General features: G+C 68.0%; 17 protein-coding genes. 9 read left to right on the top strand and 8 right to left on the bottom strand.

Going from position 1 to position 16,279, the window contains the following annotated elements; all coding sequences use genetic code 11:
- The first annotated feature begins 362 nt into the window (after positions 1–362).
- Both bioD and ACH5AF_RS23735 read left to right on the top strand, forming a co-directional pair.
- Positions 363–1,076 (top strand): dethiobiotin synthase, encoded by a 714-nt coding sequence (gene bioD, locus ACH5AF_RS23740; RefSeq protein WP_398903962.1) that lies wholly within the window; start codon positions 363–365, stop codon positions 1,074–1,076.
- Positions 1,040–1,558: a VOC family protein gene (locus ACH5AF_RS23735; protein ID WP_398903961.1), complete on the top strand. Its 519-nt coding sequence runs from the start codon at positions 1,040–1,042 to the stop codon at positions 1,556–1,558. The genes bioD and ACH5AF_RS23735 overlap by 37 nt, the downstream gene beginning before the upstream one ends.
- Here the strand turns inward: ACH5AF_RS23735 and ACH5AF_RS23730 are convergent.
- Positions 1,536–1,733 (bottom strand): DUF397 domain-containing protein, encoded by a 198-nt coding sequence (locus tag ACH5AF_RS23730; protein ID WP_398903959.1) that lies wholly within the window; start codon positions 1,731–1,733, stop codon positions 1,536–1,538. The genes ACH5AF_RS23735 and ACH5AF_RS23730 overlap by 23 nt on opposite strands.
- Positions 1,734–2,843: 1,110 nt before the next feature.
- On the opposite strand from ACH5AF_RS23730, the gene ACH5AF_RS23725 reads away from it, so the two are divergent.
- The gene (locus tag ACH5AF_RS23725) at positions 2,844–3,590 is read left to right on the top strand and encodes an XRE family transcriptional regulator (RefSeq protein WP_398903957.1); all 747 of its coding nucleotides are present in this window, start codon (positions 2,844–2,846) and stop codon (positions 3,588–3,590) included.
- Between the two features lie 76 nt (positions 3,591–3,666).
- Here ACH5AF_RS23725 and ACH5AF_RS23720 read toward each other — a convergent pair whose 3' ends face one another.
- The 4 genes from ACH5AF_RS23720 to ACH5AF_RS23705 form a co-directional block, all read right to left on the bottom strand.
- On the bottom strand, positions 3,667–5,088 hold the full coding sequence (locus ACH5AF_RS23720; protein WP_398903955.1) for a hypothetical protein: 1,422 nt from the start codon (positions 5,086–5,088) through the stop codon (positions 3,667–3,669).
- 221 nt (positions 5,089–5,309) lie between these two features.
- Entirely contained in the window at positions 5,310–5,534 is a 225-nt protein-coding gene (locus tag ACH5AF_RS23715; RefSeq protein WP_398903954.1) for a hypothetical protein, read from the bottom strand.
- 322 nt (positions 5,535–5,856) lie between these two features.
- A complete protein-coding gene (locus ACH5AF_RS23710; protein ID WP_398903952.1) occupies positions 5,857–7,200 on the bottom strand; it encodes an AAA family ATPase in 1,344 nt (447 codons plus the stop codon).
- Positions 7,201–7,724: 524 nt separating this feature from the next.
- On the bottom strand, positions 7,725–9,248 hold the full coding sequence (locus tag ACH5AF_RS23705) for a recombinase family protein (RefSeq protein WP_398903950.1): 1,524 nt from the start codon (positions 9,246–9,248) through the stop codon (positions 7,725–7,727).
- Between the two features lie 35 nt (positions 9,249–9,283).
- Between ACH5AF_RS23705 and ACH5AF_RS23700 the strand changes: the two genes are divergently transcribed.
- Positions 9,284–9,481 carry a VOC family protein gene (locus ACH5AF_RS23700; RefSeq protein WP_398903947.1) on the top strand — a complete coding sequence of 66 codons (198 nt, stop codon included), beginning with the start codon at positions 9,284–9,286 and terminating at the stop codon, positions 9,479–9,481.
- 60 nt (positions 9,482–9,541) lie between these two features.
- Positions 9,542–10,216: a class I SAM-dependent methyltransferase gene (locus ACH5AF_RS23695; protein ID WP_398903945.1), complete on the top strand. Its 675-nt coding sequence runs from the start codon at positions 9,542–9,544 to the stop codon at positions 10,214–10,216.
- 67 nt (positions 10,217–10,283) lie between these two features.
- Here ACH5AF_RS23695 and ACH5AF_RS23690 read toward each other — a convergent pair whose 3' ends face one another.
- Positions 10,284–10,655, bottom strand: a complete 372-nt coding sequence (locus ACH5AF_RS23690) for a fic family toxin-antitoxin system, toxin component (protein ID WP_398903943.1) — start codon at positions 10,653–10,655, stop codon at positions 10,284–10,286.
- On the bottom strand, positions 10,652–10,867 hold the full coding sequence (locus tag ACH5AF_RS23685) for an antitoxin (protein ID WP_398903941.1): 216 nt from the start codon (positions 10,865–10,867) through the stop codon (positions 10,652–10,654). Before ACH5AF_RS23685 ends, ACH5AF_RS23690 begins: the two co-directional genes overlap by 4 nt.
- A 121-nt stretch (positions 10,868–10,988) precedes the next feature.
- On the opposite strand from ACH5AF_RS23685, the gene ACH5AF_RS23680 reads away from it, so the two are divergent.
- The 3 genes from ACH5AF_RS23680 (at position 10,989) to ACH5AF_RS23670 (ending at position 13,992) form a co-directional block, all read left to right on the top strand.
- The gene (locus ACH5AF_RS23680; RefSeq protein WP_398903939.1) at positions 10,989–11,411 is read left to right on the top strand and encodes a GNAT family N-acetyltransferase; all 423 of its coding nucleotides are present in this window, start codon (positions 10,989–10,991) and stop codon (positions 11,409–11,411) included.
- 224 nt (positions 11,412–11,635) lie between these two features.
- Positions 11,636–12,979, top strand: coding sequence for a hemolysin family protein (locus ACH5AF_RS23675; protein WP_398903938.1), 1,344 nt, complete (start codon positions 11,636–11,638; stop codon positions 12,977–12,979).
- Positions 12,976–13,992, top strand: a complete 1,017-nt coding sequence (locus ACH5AF_RS23670; RefSeq protein WP_398903936.1) for a hemolysin family protein — start codon at positions 12,976–12,978, stop codon at positions 13,990–13,992. The genes ACH5AF_RS23675 and ACH5AF_RS23670 overlap by 4 nt, the downstream gene beginning before the upstream one ends.
- Positions 13,993–14,371: 379 nt before the next feature.
- Here the strand turns inward: ACH5AF_RS23670 and ACH5AF_RS23665 are convergent, their stop codons facing one another.
- On the bottom strand, positions 14,372–15,376 hold the full coding sequence (locus tag ACH5AF_RS23665; RefSeq protein WP_398903934.1) for a maleylpyruvate isomerase family mycothiol-dependent enzyme: 1,005 nt from the start codon (positions 15,374–15,376) through the stop codon (positions 14,372–14,374).
- Between the two features lie 60 nt (positions 15,377–15,436).
- On the opposite strand from ACH5AF_RS23665, the gene ACH5AF_RS23660 reads away from it, so the two are divergent.
- Positions 15,437–16,216 (top strand): SGNH/GDSL hydrolase family protein, encoded by a 780-nt coding sequence (locus tag ACH5AF_RS23660; RefSeq protein WP_398903932.1) that lies wholly within the window; start codon positions 15,437–15,439, stop codon positions 16,214–16,216.
- The last annotated feature ends 63 nt before the right edge of the window (positions 16,217–16,279 follow it).

Here is a 16,279-nt window from a genome sequence, read left to right as displayed (position 1 = left end):
CCCACGGCGCCCGGTGGGATGGACTTGGTCGGACAGGGCGGACGGCAGGGGTGGTGCCGATTCGGCCCCGGGGGCACGGCATACTGCCGGTTCGGCTTCCGGACCGGGACACGGCGCGGCGTGGGTGCTGCCGAGGCCGGCGGCCCGGCAGGGCGTCGGGCGGGGCGGCGCGTCGGCAGGGTGGCAGCCGGGAAGCCCGCCGTCGGCGGAGGGCCGTGCGGCGCCCGGCGCGACGGACGCCGTCGGACGGGGAAACCGATCCGGGTGGTTCGGCGGCCGGGACGGGCGGCGGACCCGGCGGAGGGGACGGGCGCGCGGGTGCGTCGGGACGCAGGAGCGAGAGCAGGAGAGGGAAGCGCAGCATGCCAGTGATCGTCGTTACCGGGACCGGGACCGAGATCGGGAAGACCGTTGTGACCGCGGCCGTGGCCGCGCTCGCCGTGGCCGAGGGCCGGTCCGTCGCCGTGGTCAAGCCCGCCCAGACGGGGGTTGGGCCCCGGGAGCCCGGTGATGTCGACGAGGTGCGGCGGCTGTCGGGCGAGGTCACGGCCGTCGAACTGGCCCGGTTCCCCGAGCCGTTGGCGCCCGCGACCGCCGCCCGGCGGGCCGGGCTCGCCCCGGTGACGCCCGACGCGGTGGCCGAGGCGGCCGGGAAGCTCGCGGCCGAGCACGACCTCGTGCTGATCGAAGGAGCCGGCGGGCTTCTCGTACGGTTCGACGACACGGGCTCGACGCTCGCCGACGTGGCGGGTCTGCTCGACGCTCCCGTCCTGGTCGTCGCGCCCGCCGGGCTCGGGACCCTGAACATGACCACGCTGACCGCCGAGGCGCTGCGTGCCCGTGGGCTGTCGCAGCTGGGCGTGGTGGTCGGCAGCTGGCCCCAACAGCCGGACCTCGCGGCGCGCTGCAATCTGGCGGACCTTCCCGAGGCGGCGGGCGCGCCGCTGCTGGGCGCGGTCCCGGAAGGCGCCGGGGCGCTCGCTCCCGCCGAGTTCCGGGCGCGGGCCGGGCAGTGGCTGGCTCCCCGGCTCGGCGGCGTATGGGCCCCGGAGGCGTTCGGCACGCTCGTAGGCTGACGTTCATGCACGCACGGATCGACGAGATCGTCTTCGACTGTCACGACCCCGCCCGCCTGGTCCGTTTCTGGTCGGCGCTGCTGGGCGGCGAGCCGGTGGACCGCGGCGCGGACTGGTCGTACGTCGATCCGCCGGAGTTCGTACGGGTCGCCTTCCAGCTCGTGCCCGAGGGAAGTCGTAGCGAACACGTAACCACCGGCACGGGAGGCCACACAGCACGACACCCCCCAACCGCCCAGGGTGCAAGGGCAGTTGAGGGGCGCAGGTGGTCAGTGCTCGCGTGGCCGGTACGGCAGCCGCGTGGCTCTGCCCCGCCATGCCTCCGGGCCTGGGCACGCCACAGGGTCCGGAGGGGCGACAGGCTCACCGCACGGCAGACAGACGGCCCATCCTGTCTCAGGGTCCGTCACGCAATCTTCGTGACAGCGCGGGCACTTGGGCATTGCGGCCCTTTCAGGCTTAGTCGAACTCTCCGGCCTTGACGGCTGCGGCAAGGTTCGCCCATCCGTCCGCAGTCATCGTGACGATGATGTCCGGCCGCTCAGAGTCGCGCAACGCCACTACCCCCGGAACGTTCCTTGCCACCTGCGGGCAGTTGTTGACGCGCGCATCACGGCACATCTGCGTGCCGATGAACTCGAATTCGGGTGCATCCATCGTGCTTCCCTTCCTTCTGTTCCCTGCCGTTTGGATTGCGCCCCCCAACTGCCCGGACAGGTGAGCAATTGGGGGGCGCGGCCCGTGCCGGATCGGCGGGGGGGGTTGTCCGGCACGGGAGTTCATGCGTTGCTGCCCTTGCGCCTCGCAGCGCCCCGGAGCGGCAGCCATCGGGTTTCGTGCTGGCCTTGCTGGGATGCCTGGGCGCTCTCTAGCGGCGGGAATCCCGGTAGGTGCGCCAGAGGCGTTGACCGGTCTCACAGCCGGTATCGGCCTTTTCGGCAGCGGTGCATTCTTCGCACCCCTGGGCGTGCACCAGCCATGCCCTGTAGGCCGTTTGCATAGCGCTTTCGGCTGTCGCGAGTGCGGTAGCAATGCGCCTTGACCGAATCACCGTGTTGCCCCCTGTGCCTGTCGCTTCTTCCTGCACGGCGGGCATGAGCACGGCGGGATTCCGAATCCCGCGTCGGGCGGCCGATTGGGGGGACACAGGTGCGTGACCTTGTCCTGAACTTCCGTCCGGGTGCCTGTCTGGGCGTTGATCCGATACACAGCGATCGTCATAGCCACGTGATCACGCGCCCTCTCCGTGCACCACGTGCCGCCATTCCTCGCCCAGTGAGGCGAGCACGTACGGCCGGACCAGGACCAGGGGGCGTTCCCAGGGGGCAGGCGGGAACCACTGTGCGCGCGGCTCCGGAAGGGTCGGAACGCATGGGGCGTTCTGCGCGCGGAGCCTGCGGGCTGCGACCGGTCGAGCGCCCCAGACGTCGGGGGAGAGATGCCGCGTGACCTGCGTCAATGCGGGGGCGGCGCACGGAAGAGAGGCCCTGCGATGCCTGCCCAACTCTCGCCGGCCGAGCGGTAACCCGGTCACCCAATCGAGTGCGCGGCGGATAAGATCTGTCACTGTCGACGCTCCTTCGAAGCGTTGGCCACGCCCCCGGATCGTTCGCCGCGATCGCGGGGGTCGTTTGCGTCTGGCCATGCTGACGGGCCATCAAGGACGTATGAGGACAGACCTAACGACGCCTAGGACGTCTTGGCGGTACCGTAGAGAACGCCCAAACGTCCTAGGGAGGGACCTTGAACACGGCCCTAAGATCGGCTATGCAGGCCGCCAACCTGTCACCTCGACAGCTAGCGGCCCGTGTGGGCGTTTCTGGCAAGACCATCGAACGATGGGTGGCGAACGCCGACTTAATCCCGCACGCCAGAAACCGGGAAGACGCTTGCATGGCGTTGGGAGTTGACGAAGAAATGCTGTGGCCGAAAGTGGTTCAAGACCGGCTCAAGGTAGGTGGCGACCGCGAAATTATCCGCTCCTATCCCTATCGGTCCTCCTGCCCCTCAACGGCTTGGGGTGAACTAATCGGCAACGCTAAGCGGGAACTCTTCTTCGCGGGATATACGAACTATTTCCTGTGGCTTGACCAGCCTGCATTCGTCTCCACATTGAGGCGGAAACTCGATAGCGGTTGCCGAGTGCGGTTCCTCATGGGCGACCCCGTTGCAGAGACCACCCGCAACCGTGAGCAGATTGAAGACGTCGCACTCACTGTGTCCACGCGTATCCGGATCACGCTTGAACACCTTGACAAGCTTGGGTCCCATGAGGGATTGGAAGCGCGTTTCTCGGCCCATGGCGACGCGGTGAATCACGTGTCTCTGTCGGTGTTCCGATTCGATGATGACGCGCTAGTGACTCCCCACCTTGCGCGACTGGTCGGCCACGACTCTCCGCTATTGCACTTGCGGCAGTACGTCGATGGCGGCATGTTCGACCGATTCTCCGAGCATGCCGAGGAACTGTGGTCAAGGGGCGTGCCGATCGAGAGTACGCCCGTAGCACCCTAATAGTTCTGAACACAGAAAATGGCCCCCTCCGTCCCGCGCGAGGCGAGACAAGAGGGGGCCCTTTTATGGCCAAAGGCTAGAATACCGGGGTGATCAAGCCGGTCCCCGACACCTTTGCCATGGCGCCGGAAGAGTAGCGCTGGAAGGTATAGCCGAAGTATGAATAGGCAACGAGCAGGACGCCCAGCGATGCCGCGGCAGGCTGCTCGGCGCGGATGAACATGGGCGCCGAAGGGTCCTCCCACAGATGGCACTCATTCTGCGGCACCACGTAAATCTCATCCTCGTTGGTACCCGCCCCGAAATTCGTCGCGATGTTGTTGTCTACCACCACGAGAATGCCCGAAGAAAGCTTGGCCCGCACCGCCGACCCGTACTCATTGGTGAGCGTCAGACCACCCGCGTTGACCGGCATTCCACCGGTCGACACGAACGGCCAGGAAGAGCCCACCTGGGAGGCAAGCCAATTCCATCGGCGTGAATGCATCACCGCATGCGTGGCATACCCCATGTTCAAGAGCGTGGCCTCAACAGTGGAGGCGGCCCCCTGTATTTTCGGCCACAGCTCGGCAGCCGTCGGCGACGCGTCGGTGTAGGCCGTGGACGATGCAACATTCGTCAGACCCGTGGATGCCTGATTCAGCAGCGTTGAGTCAAGCGTGGTGGCCACCCGGTTAAACAGGTCCTGCATTGTCACATCATCAATTCCCGAGCCGCGCTCAATCGCCTGCCGAGAAACGGTCTGCTGACCGGCTGCCGTCTGCACGGGAATCGAAAGCACCGTGTCGTCCATGTCCTGATTGGCAACCGCCGTGTTCTGCGTCGACTGAATTGCCGCGCTAGAAGACGTCGTGATGCGGGACAATTCAATGGTCATGCCCTGTGCTGGCAGAGGGTGACGGTTGCACGCGGCATCCGCGAACGGCCGCAGTGAGGCCGTAGCGGGGGCGAACTGTTCGGTGAGGTACTGCGGCACGGTGAGGCCGCTGAAGGCGCCCGTGCCGACCGCACGCGACAGGTATTCGCCTCGCTCCGTCTGCTCTTCCCGCATGTGCCGGGCGAGACGATCTTGAGCCCCAGGGTCGCCGAACAAGTACTGTCGGCTGACGTCCGTCAGGAAGTTGCGCCCATTGGGGTCATGGTCGGGACGATAGGTCCGCTCCTCCCCTCCGATACGCGCAACACGGTCATAGGCAGGCTTACGGACATTCGTGGGCGTTATCTGGCTCGCCCTCTTGTTGTACGCGATTTCTTCGAGCTGCACGGCGCGCAGGCGCTCCAGATCACGCGCGGCATTGCGCGTTTCGATAACCGCAGCGTCACGGGCTTCCGTGAGTTCCTGTACGGCCCTGTCTTCCTCGGCGGAAAGGTGCGTGCGTCCAGCTTGCTGGGCAGCGTCCAGGATGCGCTGTAGCTGCGCCTGCACGGTGTCCTTACGGTGGCGCGCGTCGTCGCGGACGCCTTCAAGCTTGCGTATCTGGTCGGCGAGTGTAGGCATGATCCACCCCTTGAGTGAATGCGCGGAGAAATGGCGCGTGCCCGCTGCAAAGGGGTCGACCGTCGGGGCATCTGCCCGACAGGCCCGGACTCACCACCCACCCGAAAGTCATCCGTTCCGGCGAGGGGCGCCCGGCACTGGGATTCCGGCTTGGTTGCGCTCCCCCGGGATATCTGCCGGGGGAGCGCCTGCCTCTTGCCAGGAACCGCCTGAATTGTAAATCATCGACCAGTCATTTGTCGCTGGACTTCCGCGAGTGCAGCATCCCAGCGTCCGCGGTCACCGTCCATGTATGCAGTGCACTGCTGGTTGATAAACCCGCACAAGGCGAATATCAGCGTGAGCGGGTCGGAGTTGTTCACGATCACTGCGGCGCCGGTCTCGTCTCCGGCGAGGCAGGCACGGAGTAGAGCCGGAACGATCGCGGGCTCAAGGGTCTTGTCCATAGCGACTCCTTCAAGATCATCTGTGCATCGCATCTGGCGTCGGGGAGAAAAATCCGAGTTTGGGCCGGGGCTGGGAAAGGGGGCGCGGCCTAAAAACGGAGGTGCTCTGACCTGCGGTTTTGCCCTGAGCGCTCCGCCGGCCTGCCCCTCTGACCTGCGGCTCTAGCTGCGCGGCCCTGTCTCCGTCCAGTGAGCGCCTGGGCCCTTCTTGCCTGCCCTGTGTTGCTGTGAATGGAATGAATGAAATGAATGAGATGGATGGAATGACTGGAACGACTGTGCCAATGCTAGTCATTCCAGTCATTCCAGTTGTCCCAGCGTGTCAGTCGTTCTGTCCTGGGATGAATGGTCGTAGCTCTCGCTGGACGTCGGGCAGGCGCCATGTCGTCTTGCGTGGGACTACGGGAAGGTTGCGCGACTGGACGTTGAGCTTTGTACGCGCCCACTGAATGGCTGAACGGCTGTGGCTTTCGGCCCCGCCTGCCTTTATGACATCATCGCTATGCGTCTCTCCGTGCTCTGTGAGGTAGTCGCGCAGCCACGCTCTAGCCTCGCTCCTGCGGCTGCCTCCCTCGCTCTCCTCTTGCATGAGGTCTTCAACGTGCGTGGTCGTCTCGCCCAGGATGACCACCTTGCCGACGTTGCACACTTCCCCTTCCTCGGTATGGACGGATGCCGAATCAATCCGGTAGACGATGCTGGGCAGGCCGGACGGGGCAAGGTTGTGTTTGATGTTGGAGAGGACCGTTGTCCCGTCCTCCTTGTTCTCAGCTACGCCCATGGCGGACCGTGCAACGTTGCCGAATTCAACGGTTCCCAAGACGCGCTCTAGGGCGCTCTCGGTATTGGCTCCTTTCTTGAAATGGACGAGAGCAAGGATGTTCGCGTTCAGCCGCTCCGCCATTCTCTTGATCTTTTCGAGCACTGGACGAATGTCGTCTCCGTCATTGCGCTTGCGTCCCGGTAGGGCAGAAACGAGCGGGTCGAAGATGATCAGGCCGACGTCGAGTCCTGCGGCAGACACGTCCCTAACGAGCCTTTCTGCGTCCAGGCCCGCATTGAACGGCACGATGCTTTTCGTGTCGGCTGTGACGTCGGCACGATGCACGCGTGACATGTCTGCCCCGGCAGCCATAAGCCGCGGGACGATGGTGTACTCCCAAGCGTCCTCAGTCGCGAATATGAGGACGTCTTTGGGCTGCCCCTCAAAACACCCTGGGCTCAGGGTGCCGTTAGTGACAGCTGCCGTAAGGTGCGCGCCAAATGTTGACTTTCCCAATCCGGCGCGTCCCGCGAGTAGGGTTATTTCACCGATGGGCATTCGGTGTTCCCATAGCCACCGAACAGGCTTCGCCTTGATGGTGCTCGCGCTCGTAAATGTAATGCGCCGCCCCTCGGCCCCCATCTCTTCCGCCCGCACTTTGGCGCGCTGATAGCTCGCTATCTCCTTTGCTTTGTCTATTTCGGTTGCCTCGCGCCTGTGCGCCTCTATGAGCGCATGCGCTTTCTCGTCGACAGGAAGCGCAGAAAGCTTGGTGGACAGCATAGAGACGATGCGTTGAACACCCTCGCTATGGTCCTCTAGGCGCATCGCCTTGGGGTCGAGTAGCCAATGGAGCGCAAGACGCGTGTCTATTTCAGATTGCGTTAGCTGTTCCTCAATCACTCCGCCCCCTAGGGGGTCCACTGAGCGCCGGCCTATACGCACTGTCGGCCTATGCGGCGTCGCGGGAATCCCCGTCCGGGGGAGGTTCCGCAAGATCTGCTAGAGCGACGCCCATGCGGTCGAGAGCCGCGCGCACAATGCGACCAGCAATCGCAAGCTGTACGGGGTCGTCTACCGCACGCTTGACTTGCGCGGCGAGAGTGGCAGCCTTCAGCTCTCGTTCGAGAGCAGAGGTGTCCGCTCCAGGGTGGTGTCGCTTCTGTGCGGCGATCTTCGCGCGAATGCGCGCCGCTTCGGGAGAGATAGGAGGCATGAGGCGTCCTAGATATGTCCCGTCAAGGACATGGGGCCGCTCGCTATCGCGGCCCGGTTGCCCGCCAGAGTAAGCACATTTTCTTGCCAGCGGTAGTGGGTTTGTGACCGGCCTCACATTGCCGGTCCCTATGGCCGTCCACACGCACGAAAGCGCCCCCGCCCAGGAAAGGGGGACGGGGGCGCTGTGGGCGCGGCGGTGCTGGACTACATCACGGCCGCCACTCGATCGCGACGCGGTTGTGATCAAAGCCCTTGGTTCCCGGCTTAGCACGCTTGATCGTCACGCAGTCGATGAACCTGCGCAGGAACGCGCGCTTCTCGTCCAGTGTCAGCCCGCCATCCCACGCCTTCCGTGTGGCCTTGATGGCCTTTATGTTCATCTGCATGGCAGGCGGAGGTACGGCGGCGAGTTCGGCCCGTAGGCGCCCCTCCCGCTCGTTCAGACCGGCCCGCATGCTCTTCCACTCAGAGAGCGTCAGCTCACCACGTCCCCGCTCGACAGCGATTTCGTTGCGCTCTGCCTCAACTGCCGTGAGTTCGGCCGTGAGTTCATCCCGGCGGGCGCCGTGGTCGTCAGAGGTGAGCACGTCCTGGAATTCCGGCTTCTCCAGTTCGGCAAAGAGCGCGTCGGTCACGTACTTTTCGGTGGCTTCCAACATGATGCCGGTGCAGCCCTTACCGCCCCGGTTCGGGTGGCACAACAGGTAAGGCGTCCTCTTGCCGTTCTTGAGTTTCTTCATCGAGCCGACCATGGGCTTGTTACATACGCCGCACACTGCCAGACCACCGGTCAGGGTGTATTTCCGTCCGGCAGGATTCCCCTTGTGCGCCTCGCTCACGGGGTAGGTGAAACCGTCCGACGTGCTGACCGTGCGAGGCGCTGACAGCTTTGCTCGGCACGCCTGCCACGTTGCCTCATCGAGGATGGGCGCCCAGTTGCCACGGCCCACGATTACGCCCTGGTGCACTCGGAATCCCGCAATGGTCGGCTTGGTGACCATGGACCGAACCGAGCCTGCCCTGAGGGTGGACGGCCGTGTCACGGGATTCCCAGACGCGTCGGTGACGATCTCGCCGTTCGCGTCCTTGACCTTGACCTTGTGGGCGCCGACCAGTCCGCGCGACCGCAGTTCCGCGGCAATGTTCGCGAGCGACCACCCGTTGAGCACCTTGTCCGCAGCCCACCGGATCGCGTCAGCTTGCTCCGGGATGATGACGTACGTCTTGTTGCCTGACTCATCGACACCGTGGCCGTACCCGAACGGCTTGGACCCTGCCGCGCGCCCCTGGGCGGCATTCTCGGCAAGCCGATCGTTGACCCGCTTTTTCATCTTGCGCACCTCCCCGGCATTGAGAACCGCGCGAATTCCGGCGACTTCATCGTGTACGCGGACAACGCCATCCCTGTTCGTGTGCAGCTCACTGATACCGGCTGCGTCCAGCTCTGCGGCGAGAGTGAACCACTCGACTTCCCGCCGCTCCAAACGGGACTGCTCGACGGCCCAGACGTGGGCGACTTCCCCGCGTGCAAGGGCCGTGCGGAAGTCCTCGTACCGGGGTCGGTGATCGCCGTTGGCAGCGGAGATACCGGCATCCGCGAACACCTTGACGGGCAGGGTCGGCCACAGGCTCCCCGCGTAGGAGCGCCCCCACCGCTCTTGAAGGTCAACACCTTCATAGCTTCCATCCGGGCGAGGCGAGAGTCGGCAGTACAGAGCGACGTATCGAGTCATAACCCCAGGGTCGCCTGGTTACGTCTTCAAGACAAGTGCCGGAGGGCAAGGCGGTCAAGAACCGGCTGCATCTGGACCTGGACGCCGGGGACGTCGACGCCGCGGCGGACGAGGCGGTGCGGCTGGGTGCGCAGCGCGTCGGCGCCGTCGTCACCGACGACCACGGGCGTTTCCAGGTCCTGCGGGACCCCGAGGGCAACGAATTCTGCTTCGTGGCGGGCGACGACGGCTGAGCGGCGCCGTCCCGGGGGAGAATGGCCGTGACCGGTCCGTCCCGTCCGAGGAGGTCCGCGATGCCCCCGCACCGTACGAAGGCGCCCCGGGACGCCGTCCACCATCCGGTCTTCGCCCGCTTCTACGCCCGCATGAGCGTCTCGGCGGACGCGAAGGGCGGAATCGCCGCCTACCGCGCGGAGTTGCTGTCGGGCCTGTCCGGCCGGGTCATCGAGATCGGCGCGGGCAACGGGCTGAACTTCGCCCACTACCCGGCGGCCGTCTCGGAGGTCGTCGCTCTCGAACCGGAGCGCACCCTGCGGAAGTTGGCGGTCGAGGCGGCGCTGCGCTCCGGAGTGCCGGTGGACGTCGTACCGGGTGCGGCGGAGGCGCTGCCGGTGAAGAGCGAGGCGTTCGACGCCGCGGTGGCCTCACTCGTGCTGTGTACCGTACGGGACCTGCCGCGGGCGCTCGCGGAGATCAGGCGGGTGCTGCGGCCGGGCGGTGAGCTGCGGTTCTTCGAGCACGGCCGCGCCGGCAGCCCGGGCCTCGCACGGACACAGCGCGCCCTGGACCGTACGGTGTGGCCCCGGCTGTTCGGCGGCTGCCACACGGCGAGGGACCCGCTCGCCGCGATCGAGGCGGCGGGCTTCGAGCTCGGGACGCACCGCAGGTTCAACGTGCCGGACAGCAGGCTGCGGTTGCCGACCTCACCGTGCGTTCTCGGTGTGGCGCGCCGCCCGTTCACGTCCTAGCGACGATCGCTCGCCCTCAGGCACGATCGCTCCCTCGCAGAGTCGATCATGCGGTTCGCAAGGTCGGTCACTCGCTCCACCGGCGCAGCTCGTCGGCGACGGCGTGTACGTCCGCCTTGCCCTCCTTGACCAGGCGAGCGAGGTCGCGCACCTGCTCGGGCGAGGTGACCACCTTCAGCCCGCTGGCGACGAGGTAGCCGTAGGCGACGGCGGAGGCGAACATCGCATTGGAGTGCTCCAGCGCGGGCACGTGCAGCAGCAGTTGGAGGAGGGCGGCGGCACGGGCGTGCGGGTCGGCGTAGACGGGCGTGCCGAATATCTCGGCGTCGTGGCGGCTGACGGCGGCGACGAGCGCGCCCCAGTCGGTGACCCGGGGGTCGCCGGGGGTCTTGTGCTCGGCGACCATGAGCAGCCAGGCGAGGTCGATCGTCAGGTTCAACGCTTCTCGCCGAACTCCTCGGCGAAGACCGCCTCGTACTGCTTCATGAAGTCGGCCGCAGCGTCCACGAAGGCGCGGCCCACCTCTCCGGCGTCCTGTCTGACGAGCTCCTCGATGTAGCGGTTCACGCTCATCCCGCGCTGAAGGGCCCGCCGACGGGCGGCCTCGGCGGTGGTCTCGTCCACGCGTACGTTCAACTGGGTTTTCGCCACCCCTTCAAGCTAGCGCTCGGGCGCTAGCACGGCAAGGCGCTCCGCCGCCACCGGCCGCCGCCCGTCCCGCCTGCCGGAAGTCGGTGGCGGTACGCACGGCGGACGTGCTTGGCTCCCTGGCATGAGGGACCTGCGTATACGTACCGCTTCCGTCGACGACGCCGAGTCCGTGCTGGCCTTCTGGAAGGAGGCCGCCGAGGGCACCAGCATCACGGACGACGTGGACGGCGTCACCCGGCTGATCACCCGGGACCCCGAGGCACTGATCCTGGCCGAGGCCGGCGGGCTGCTCGTCGGCTCGGTGATCGCCGGGTACGACGGATGGCGCTGCTCCCTCTACCGTCTCGCCGTCCTCCCCTCGCACCGGCGCCGGGGCATTTCGGCGGCGCTCCTCGCGGCGGCCGAGAAGCGGTTCGTCGCCGCTGGCGGGCGGCGCGGGGACGCGATGGTGCTGGAGGCGAACGAACAGGCGCACCGGGCCTGGGCCTCGGCCGGCTACCACCGTGAGGACCACTGGCGCCGCTGGGTCAAGCCGTTCACCTGAGCCCCTGGCTGATCCGGGACGCAGCCCCCGCGCCGAGCCGGGCCGCAGCCCCTCGCTGATCCGGGCCGCCACCGCTCCGGCCTGCATTGCCTGACCTTTACCATGGGTGGATCCACCCCTCCCCGTATGAAAGGTGTGAGCGTCCGCCCCATGGACGAGCCTCCCAGTAGCCGACATCGCGCATTCCACCTCCCCCTGTCCGATCATGGGACGGAGGTGAACCGATGACCGAGGTGCTTCTGCTCGCCGTGGCGGTGCTGCTCTCACTCGCCTGTGGAGCCTTCGTCGCGGCCGAGTTCTCCCTCACGACGGTCGAGCGCAGCGAACTCGACCGGGCGGCGGCGCGGGGCGAACGCGGCGCTGCCGGTGCCCTCAAGGCCGTACGGAGCCTCACCTTCCAGCTCTCCGGCGCCCAGCTCGGCATCACCGTCACCAATCTGGTCGTCGGCATGCTCGCCGAGCCCTCCGTCGCCACGCTCATCCGCGGCCCGGTCCAGGCGCTGGGCCTGTCGCCCTCCGTCGCCTCGTCCGCGGCGCTGGTCATCGGCACAGCGCTGTCCACGGTCGTGCTGATGGTCGTCGGCGAGCTCGTCCCCAAGAACTGGGCGATCTCCTCCCCGCTGGCCGTCGCCAAGGTGGTGGCCCCACCGCAACGGATGTTCACCGCCGCCTTCCGGCCGCTGATCGCCCACCTGAACAACACCGCGAACCGCATCGTGACCCGCCTCGGCATGGAGCCGACGGAGGAGCTCGCGTCGGCGCGCAGCCCCAAGGAACTCGTGGCCCTGGCCCGCCACTCCGCCAAGGTGGGCGCGCTGGAGGCGGACACCGCCGAGCTGTTCGTGCGCTCGCTGAACCTCGCGGAGCTGACCGCGGAGAACGTGATGACGCCACGCGTCCAGGTCATCGCGCTCGACGCGTCCGCCACGGCCGAGGACATCGCCAACGCCACCCGCGCGACCGGACTGTCCCGCTTCCCCGTCTACCGGGGCAGCCTGGACACCGTCGTCGGTATCGCACACATCAAGGACGTCCTCACGGTGCCGGCCGAGCTCCGGGCCCGCCACCGGGTCTCGGACCTGCTGCGCGAGCCGGTGCTGGTGCCGGAGACGCTGACCGTGGACCGGCTGCTGGACCGGCTGACGGGCAAGTCCACGATGGCTGTCGTCATCGACGAGTACGGCGGCACGGCAGGTGTGGTCACGCTGGAGGACATCGTCGAGGAGGTCGTCGGCGAAGTGCGCGACGAGCACGACCCGCATGAGACGCCCGACCTGGCGCGGGTCGGTGAGGACGCGGACGGCCGCGTGCTGTGGTCCGCGGACGGCGCGGCCCGCACCGACCAGCTGGAGACCATCGGGCTGCATGTCCCGGACGGTCCCTACGAGACACTGGCCGGTCTCGTCGCCACGGAACTGGGCCGTATCCCCGCCGAGGGCGACCGGATCGATCTGGCGGGCTGGCAGCTGGACGTCGTCGACGCCTCCGGGCGCCGCGCCGCGCGCGTGCTGATGCACGCACCGCTCGACGGCACCGACGGTGATGTGGCTGAGGAGGCCGGACGATGATCGCGATCCAGCTCTTCATCGGCCTGCTGTCCCTGGTGCTCAACGCCTTCTTCGTCGGGGCCGAGTTCGCGATGATCTCGGTGCGGCGCAGCCAGATCGAGCCCGAGGCCCAGGCAGGCAACCGGCGGGCGCGCAGCGTGCTGTGGGGTCTGGAGCATGTGTCGGCGCTGATGGCGGCGGCCCAGCTGGGCATCACCCTGTGCACCCTGGTGCTCGGCATCGTCGCCGAGCCGGCCATCGCGCATCTGCTGGAGCCGGTGTTCGACGCGGTCGGTGTGCCGCACGGCGCCGTCCACCCGGTCTCGTTCGTGATCGCGCTGGCGCTGGCCACATATCTGCACATGCTGCTCGGAGAGATGGTGCCGAAGAACGTGGCGCTGGCCGAGCCGCTGCGCAGCGCGCTGGTGTTCGGCCCTCCGCTGGTCGCGCTGGCGCGGGCGCTGGGCCCGGTGATCGTCATGATCAACGCCCTCGCGAACGCGCTGCTCAAACTGCTCAGGGTCCAGACGAAAGACGCGGTGTCCGCCACGTTCTCGGACGACGAGCTGGCGAGCCTCGTGCAGGACTCGGGCGAGGCGGGCCTGCTCGACAACCGCTCGGCGGAACGTCTGCGCGACGCGCTGGAACTCGGGCGGCGGCCGGTGCGCGATGTCGTGCTGCCGGTCGAGCAGGTCGTGTACGCGAAGGACGGGACGACGCCGGAGCAGCTGGAGCAGATGTCGGTGGAGTCCGGGTACTCCCGGTTCCCGGTCGTGGACGCGGGCCGTCGCATCCTCGGCTACCTCCATGTGAAGGACGCGCTCGACGCGACTCCGCGTGATGTGCCGTTCCCGCTGAACGCGATGCGCCCGATCGCCCGGGTGCGGGCGTCTACCCCGCTGGACGACGTGCTCACCGCGATGCGGCGCAGCCGCACCCACCTGGCGGCCGTTCTCGACGAGCAGGGCAGGCCCGAGGGCCTGGTGACGATGGAGGACATCCTGCGCGAGCTCGTCGGCCGGCCGAATGCCTGAGCGCCGCGCCCAGGCATCCGGCCCCGCGGGCCTCGGGGTCCCGCGGCCGGGAGACCCGGAGGGGTCCCGCGGCCCGGAGACCCGGAGACCCGGAGACCGGGAGGCCCCGGAGACCCGGAGGCCCCGGGCCTCGGGGCGTGCGACCGCAGGCGCGTGCCGCGGGGCCCCGGGGGCCCAGACCCGGGGGTGCTCAATCGCAGGCGCAGGACGCAGGGCGCGCCCGTTGCAGGCCGGGGGCCGGTGGTCGCAGGGACGCGGGCGCGGGGACCCGGGTCCCGAGTCGCCGGTCGCCGGTCGCGGAGCGCTGGTACGCGACGCCCCCGGTGCCCGTGCGCCGCTGCGCGCGGCGGCCTCGCCGACCGGCGAACCTCCTTCAGGGTCAGAACCTCGTCGCGGCGAGCCAGGCCGTCAGCACCGCCGGGTCTCCCGTGACCCTGAAGCGGGGGTCGTCCACGCCGCGGCGTCCGTACATCAGCAGGAGCAGGTCACCGGTCGGACCCGCCACATGCACCGACGGTGCCGCCGCCGACTTCGTCCAGGCGAAGCCCGCCTCGCCGAACGTCACCGTCCACGAGGCTCCCGTATCCGTCGAACTCAGGCCGATCGAGCCGTCCGCGAGACGCGCCACCGGTTCGGCGAGCCAGGAGAAGTACGGCAGGTTCTCCAGGAACTCCTCGATCCCGTCCGCCGCCGTCCCCGGTGTGACACTCGGCTCGCGGCTCAGCGACAGCTCGGCGTCGGCGAGGTGGACGATCGCTTCGAACAGCAGCCGGCGGGGGAAGTAGCCCACCCGCTGGTCCGCGCCGTTGGACCACATCGGCGTGTCCGGGTCGACCTTGCGCAGGGTGTCGAGCGCGGCCGCGGTGCTCCGGGCGAGCCAGTCCGGATAGTCGGCCGGGTCGTCCGGCAGGTCGAGGGGGACCTCGCGCGACCACACGCGCTCGGCGGCCAGTGTCCGTACCAGGTGCTCCATCCAGCGCTGCGTGGTCCCGTGGTGGCGCACGAGGTCGGCGAACGTCCATCCGGGGCAGGTGGTCACCGGCGTGGCCGGATCCGCCTCCCGTACGGCAGCCACAAAGCGCCCCTCGACGTACTCGATGGCGTCGCAGTACAGCTCGTGCTGGTCGTCGTCGAGGCCGAAGCTGTCGGGTATGCGCAACAGCTCGTCCTGCCAGGCCCCTTCGGGGTGGCGGCCGGCCGCGCGGCGGAAGAGCCGGGCGAGCTCGCGCCGGTCGGCGGGCGGCAGCCGGTCGAGCAGGAATCCCGTGGTCTCCAGCCACTTCACCGCGGTGTCCGGGTCGAGTACGTCGTCCTCACAGGTGTCGATCGAGATCACCACATCGGCCAGCGCTTCGGCCAGCGCGTTGAGCAGTGCGTCGCTCACGAATGCTCTCCTCCCGGTACGGAACCGAGGGACCTTACCGCGCGGTAGGATCGCTGCGCCATGGAGATGAATGCCAGTTACACGAGTTTTGTCGCGGTGGGGGACTCGTTCACCGAGGGCATGTCCGATCTGCTGCCCGACGGTACCTACCGAGGCTGGGCCGATCTGCTCGCGGAGCGTCTGGCGGCCCGTACGCCGGGCTTCCGCTACGCGAACCTGGCCGTGCGCGGGAAGCTGATCGGGCAGATCGTCGACGAGCAGGTCGGCGCGGCGGCGGCGATGGGGGCCGACGTGGTCACCCTCGTCGGCGGGCTGAACGACACCCTGCGCCCCAAGTGCGACATGGTCAGGGTGCGCGATCTGCTGGAGGAGGCGGTCGAGCGTCTCGCGCCCTCGTGCAAGACGCTGGTCCTGATGCGCAGCCCGGGCCGCAGCGGCCCTGTGCTGAAACGGTTCCGCCCGCGCATGGAGGAGTTGTTCGCCCATGTCGACGCGCTGGCGGCCCGGCACGGTGCGCTGGTCGTGGACCTGTACGGCTCCTCGGTGCTGAGCGACCAGCGGATGTGGGACGTGGACCGGCTGCATCTGACGACTGAGGGGCACGGGCGCGTCGCCGAGGCCGTTTGGCAGACGCTGGGCCTGGACGCCGAGGCCGACTGGCAGGCGCTGCTGCCGCCGGCGATGCGGACGAACTGGGCCGCACGCAGGGCGGCCGATCTGCGGTTCGCGCGCCGGCACCTGGGGCCGTGGATCGGGCGACGGCTGACGGGGCGCTCGTCGGGCGACGGCCGTCCGGCGAAGCGGCCGGAGCTGCTGCCGTACGAGCCGCCCGCGGGGTGACGCCGGTGGCGTGCGCCACGGGGTTCGGCGCCGGTCGGCAGGCGGCGACCGGCCAGTCCGCAG

This window comes from Streptomyces sp. NPDC018833, from assembly GCF_044390825.1.
Taxonomy (GTDB): domain Bacteria; phylum Actinomycetota; class Actinomycetes; order Streptomycetales; family Streptomycetaceae; genus Streptomyces.
This window is presented reverse-complemented; position numbering and strand designations above follow the sequence as displayed.

Coding starts and splice junctions, on each gene's coding strand:
- bioD (WP_398903962.1), top strand. CDS start 363: ATGCCAGTGATCGTCGTTACCGGGACCGGGACCGAGATCGGGAAGACC.
- ACH5AF_RS23735 (WP_398903961.1), top strand. CDS start 1,040: ATGGGCCCCGGAGGCGTTCGGCACGCTCGTAGGCTGACGTTCATGCAC.
- ACH5AF_RS23730 (WP_398903959.1), bottom strand. CDS start 1,733: ATGGATGCACCCGAATTCGAGTTCATCGGCACGCAGATGTGCCGTGAT.
- ACH5AF_RS23725 (WP_398903957.1), top strand. CDS start 2,844: ATGCAGGCCGCCAACCTGTCACCTCGACAGCTAGCGGCCCGTGTGGGC.
- ACH5AF_RS23720 (WP_398903955.1), bottom strand. CDS start 5,088: ATGCCTACACTCGCCGACCAGATACGCAAGCTTGAAGGCGTCCGCGAC.
- ACH5AF_RS23715 (WP_398903954.1), bottom strand. CDS start 5,534: ATGGACAAGACCCTTGAGCCCGCGATCGTTCCGGCTCTACTCCGTGCC.
- ACH5AF_RS23705 (WP_398903950.1), bottom strand. CDS start 9,248: ATGACTCGATACGTCGCTCTGTACTGCCGACTCTCGCCTCGCCCGGAT.
- ACH5AF_RS23695 (WP_398903945.1), top strand. CDS start 9,542: ATGCCCCCGCACCGTACGAAGGCGCCCCGGGACGCCGTCCACCATCCG.
- ACH5AF_RS23680 (WP_398903939.1), top strand. CDS start 10,989: ATGAGGGACCTGCGTATACGTACCGCTTCCGTCGACGACGCCGAGTCC.
- ACH5AF_RS23675 (WP_398903938.1), top strand. CDS start 11,636: ATGACCGAGGTGCTTCTGCTCGCCGTGGCGGTGCTGCTCTCACTCGCC.
- ACH5AF_RS23670 (WP_398903936.1), top strand. CDS start 12,976: ATGATCGCGATCCAGCTCTTCATCGGCCTGCTGTCCCTGGTGCTCAAC.
- ACH5AF_RS23660 (WP_398903932.1), top strand. CDS start 15,437: ATGGAGATGAATGCCAGTTACACGAGTTTTGTCGCGGTGGGGGACTCG.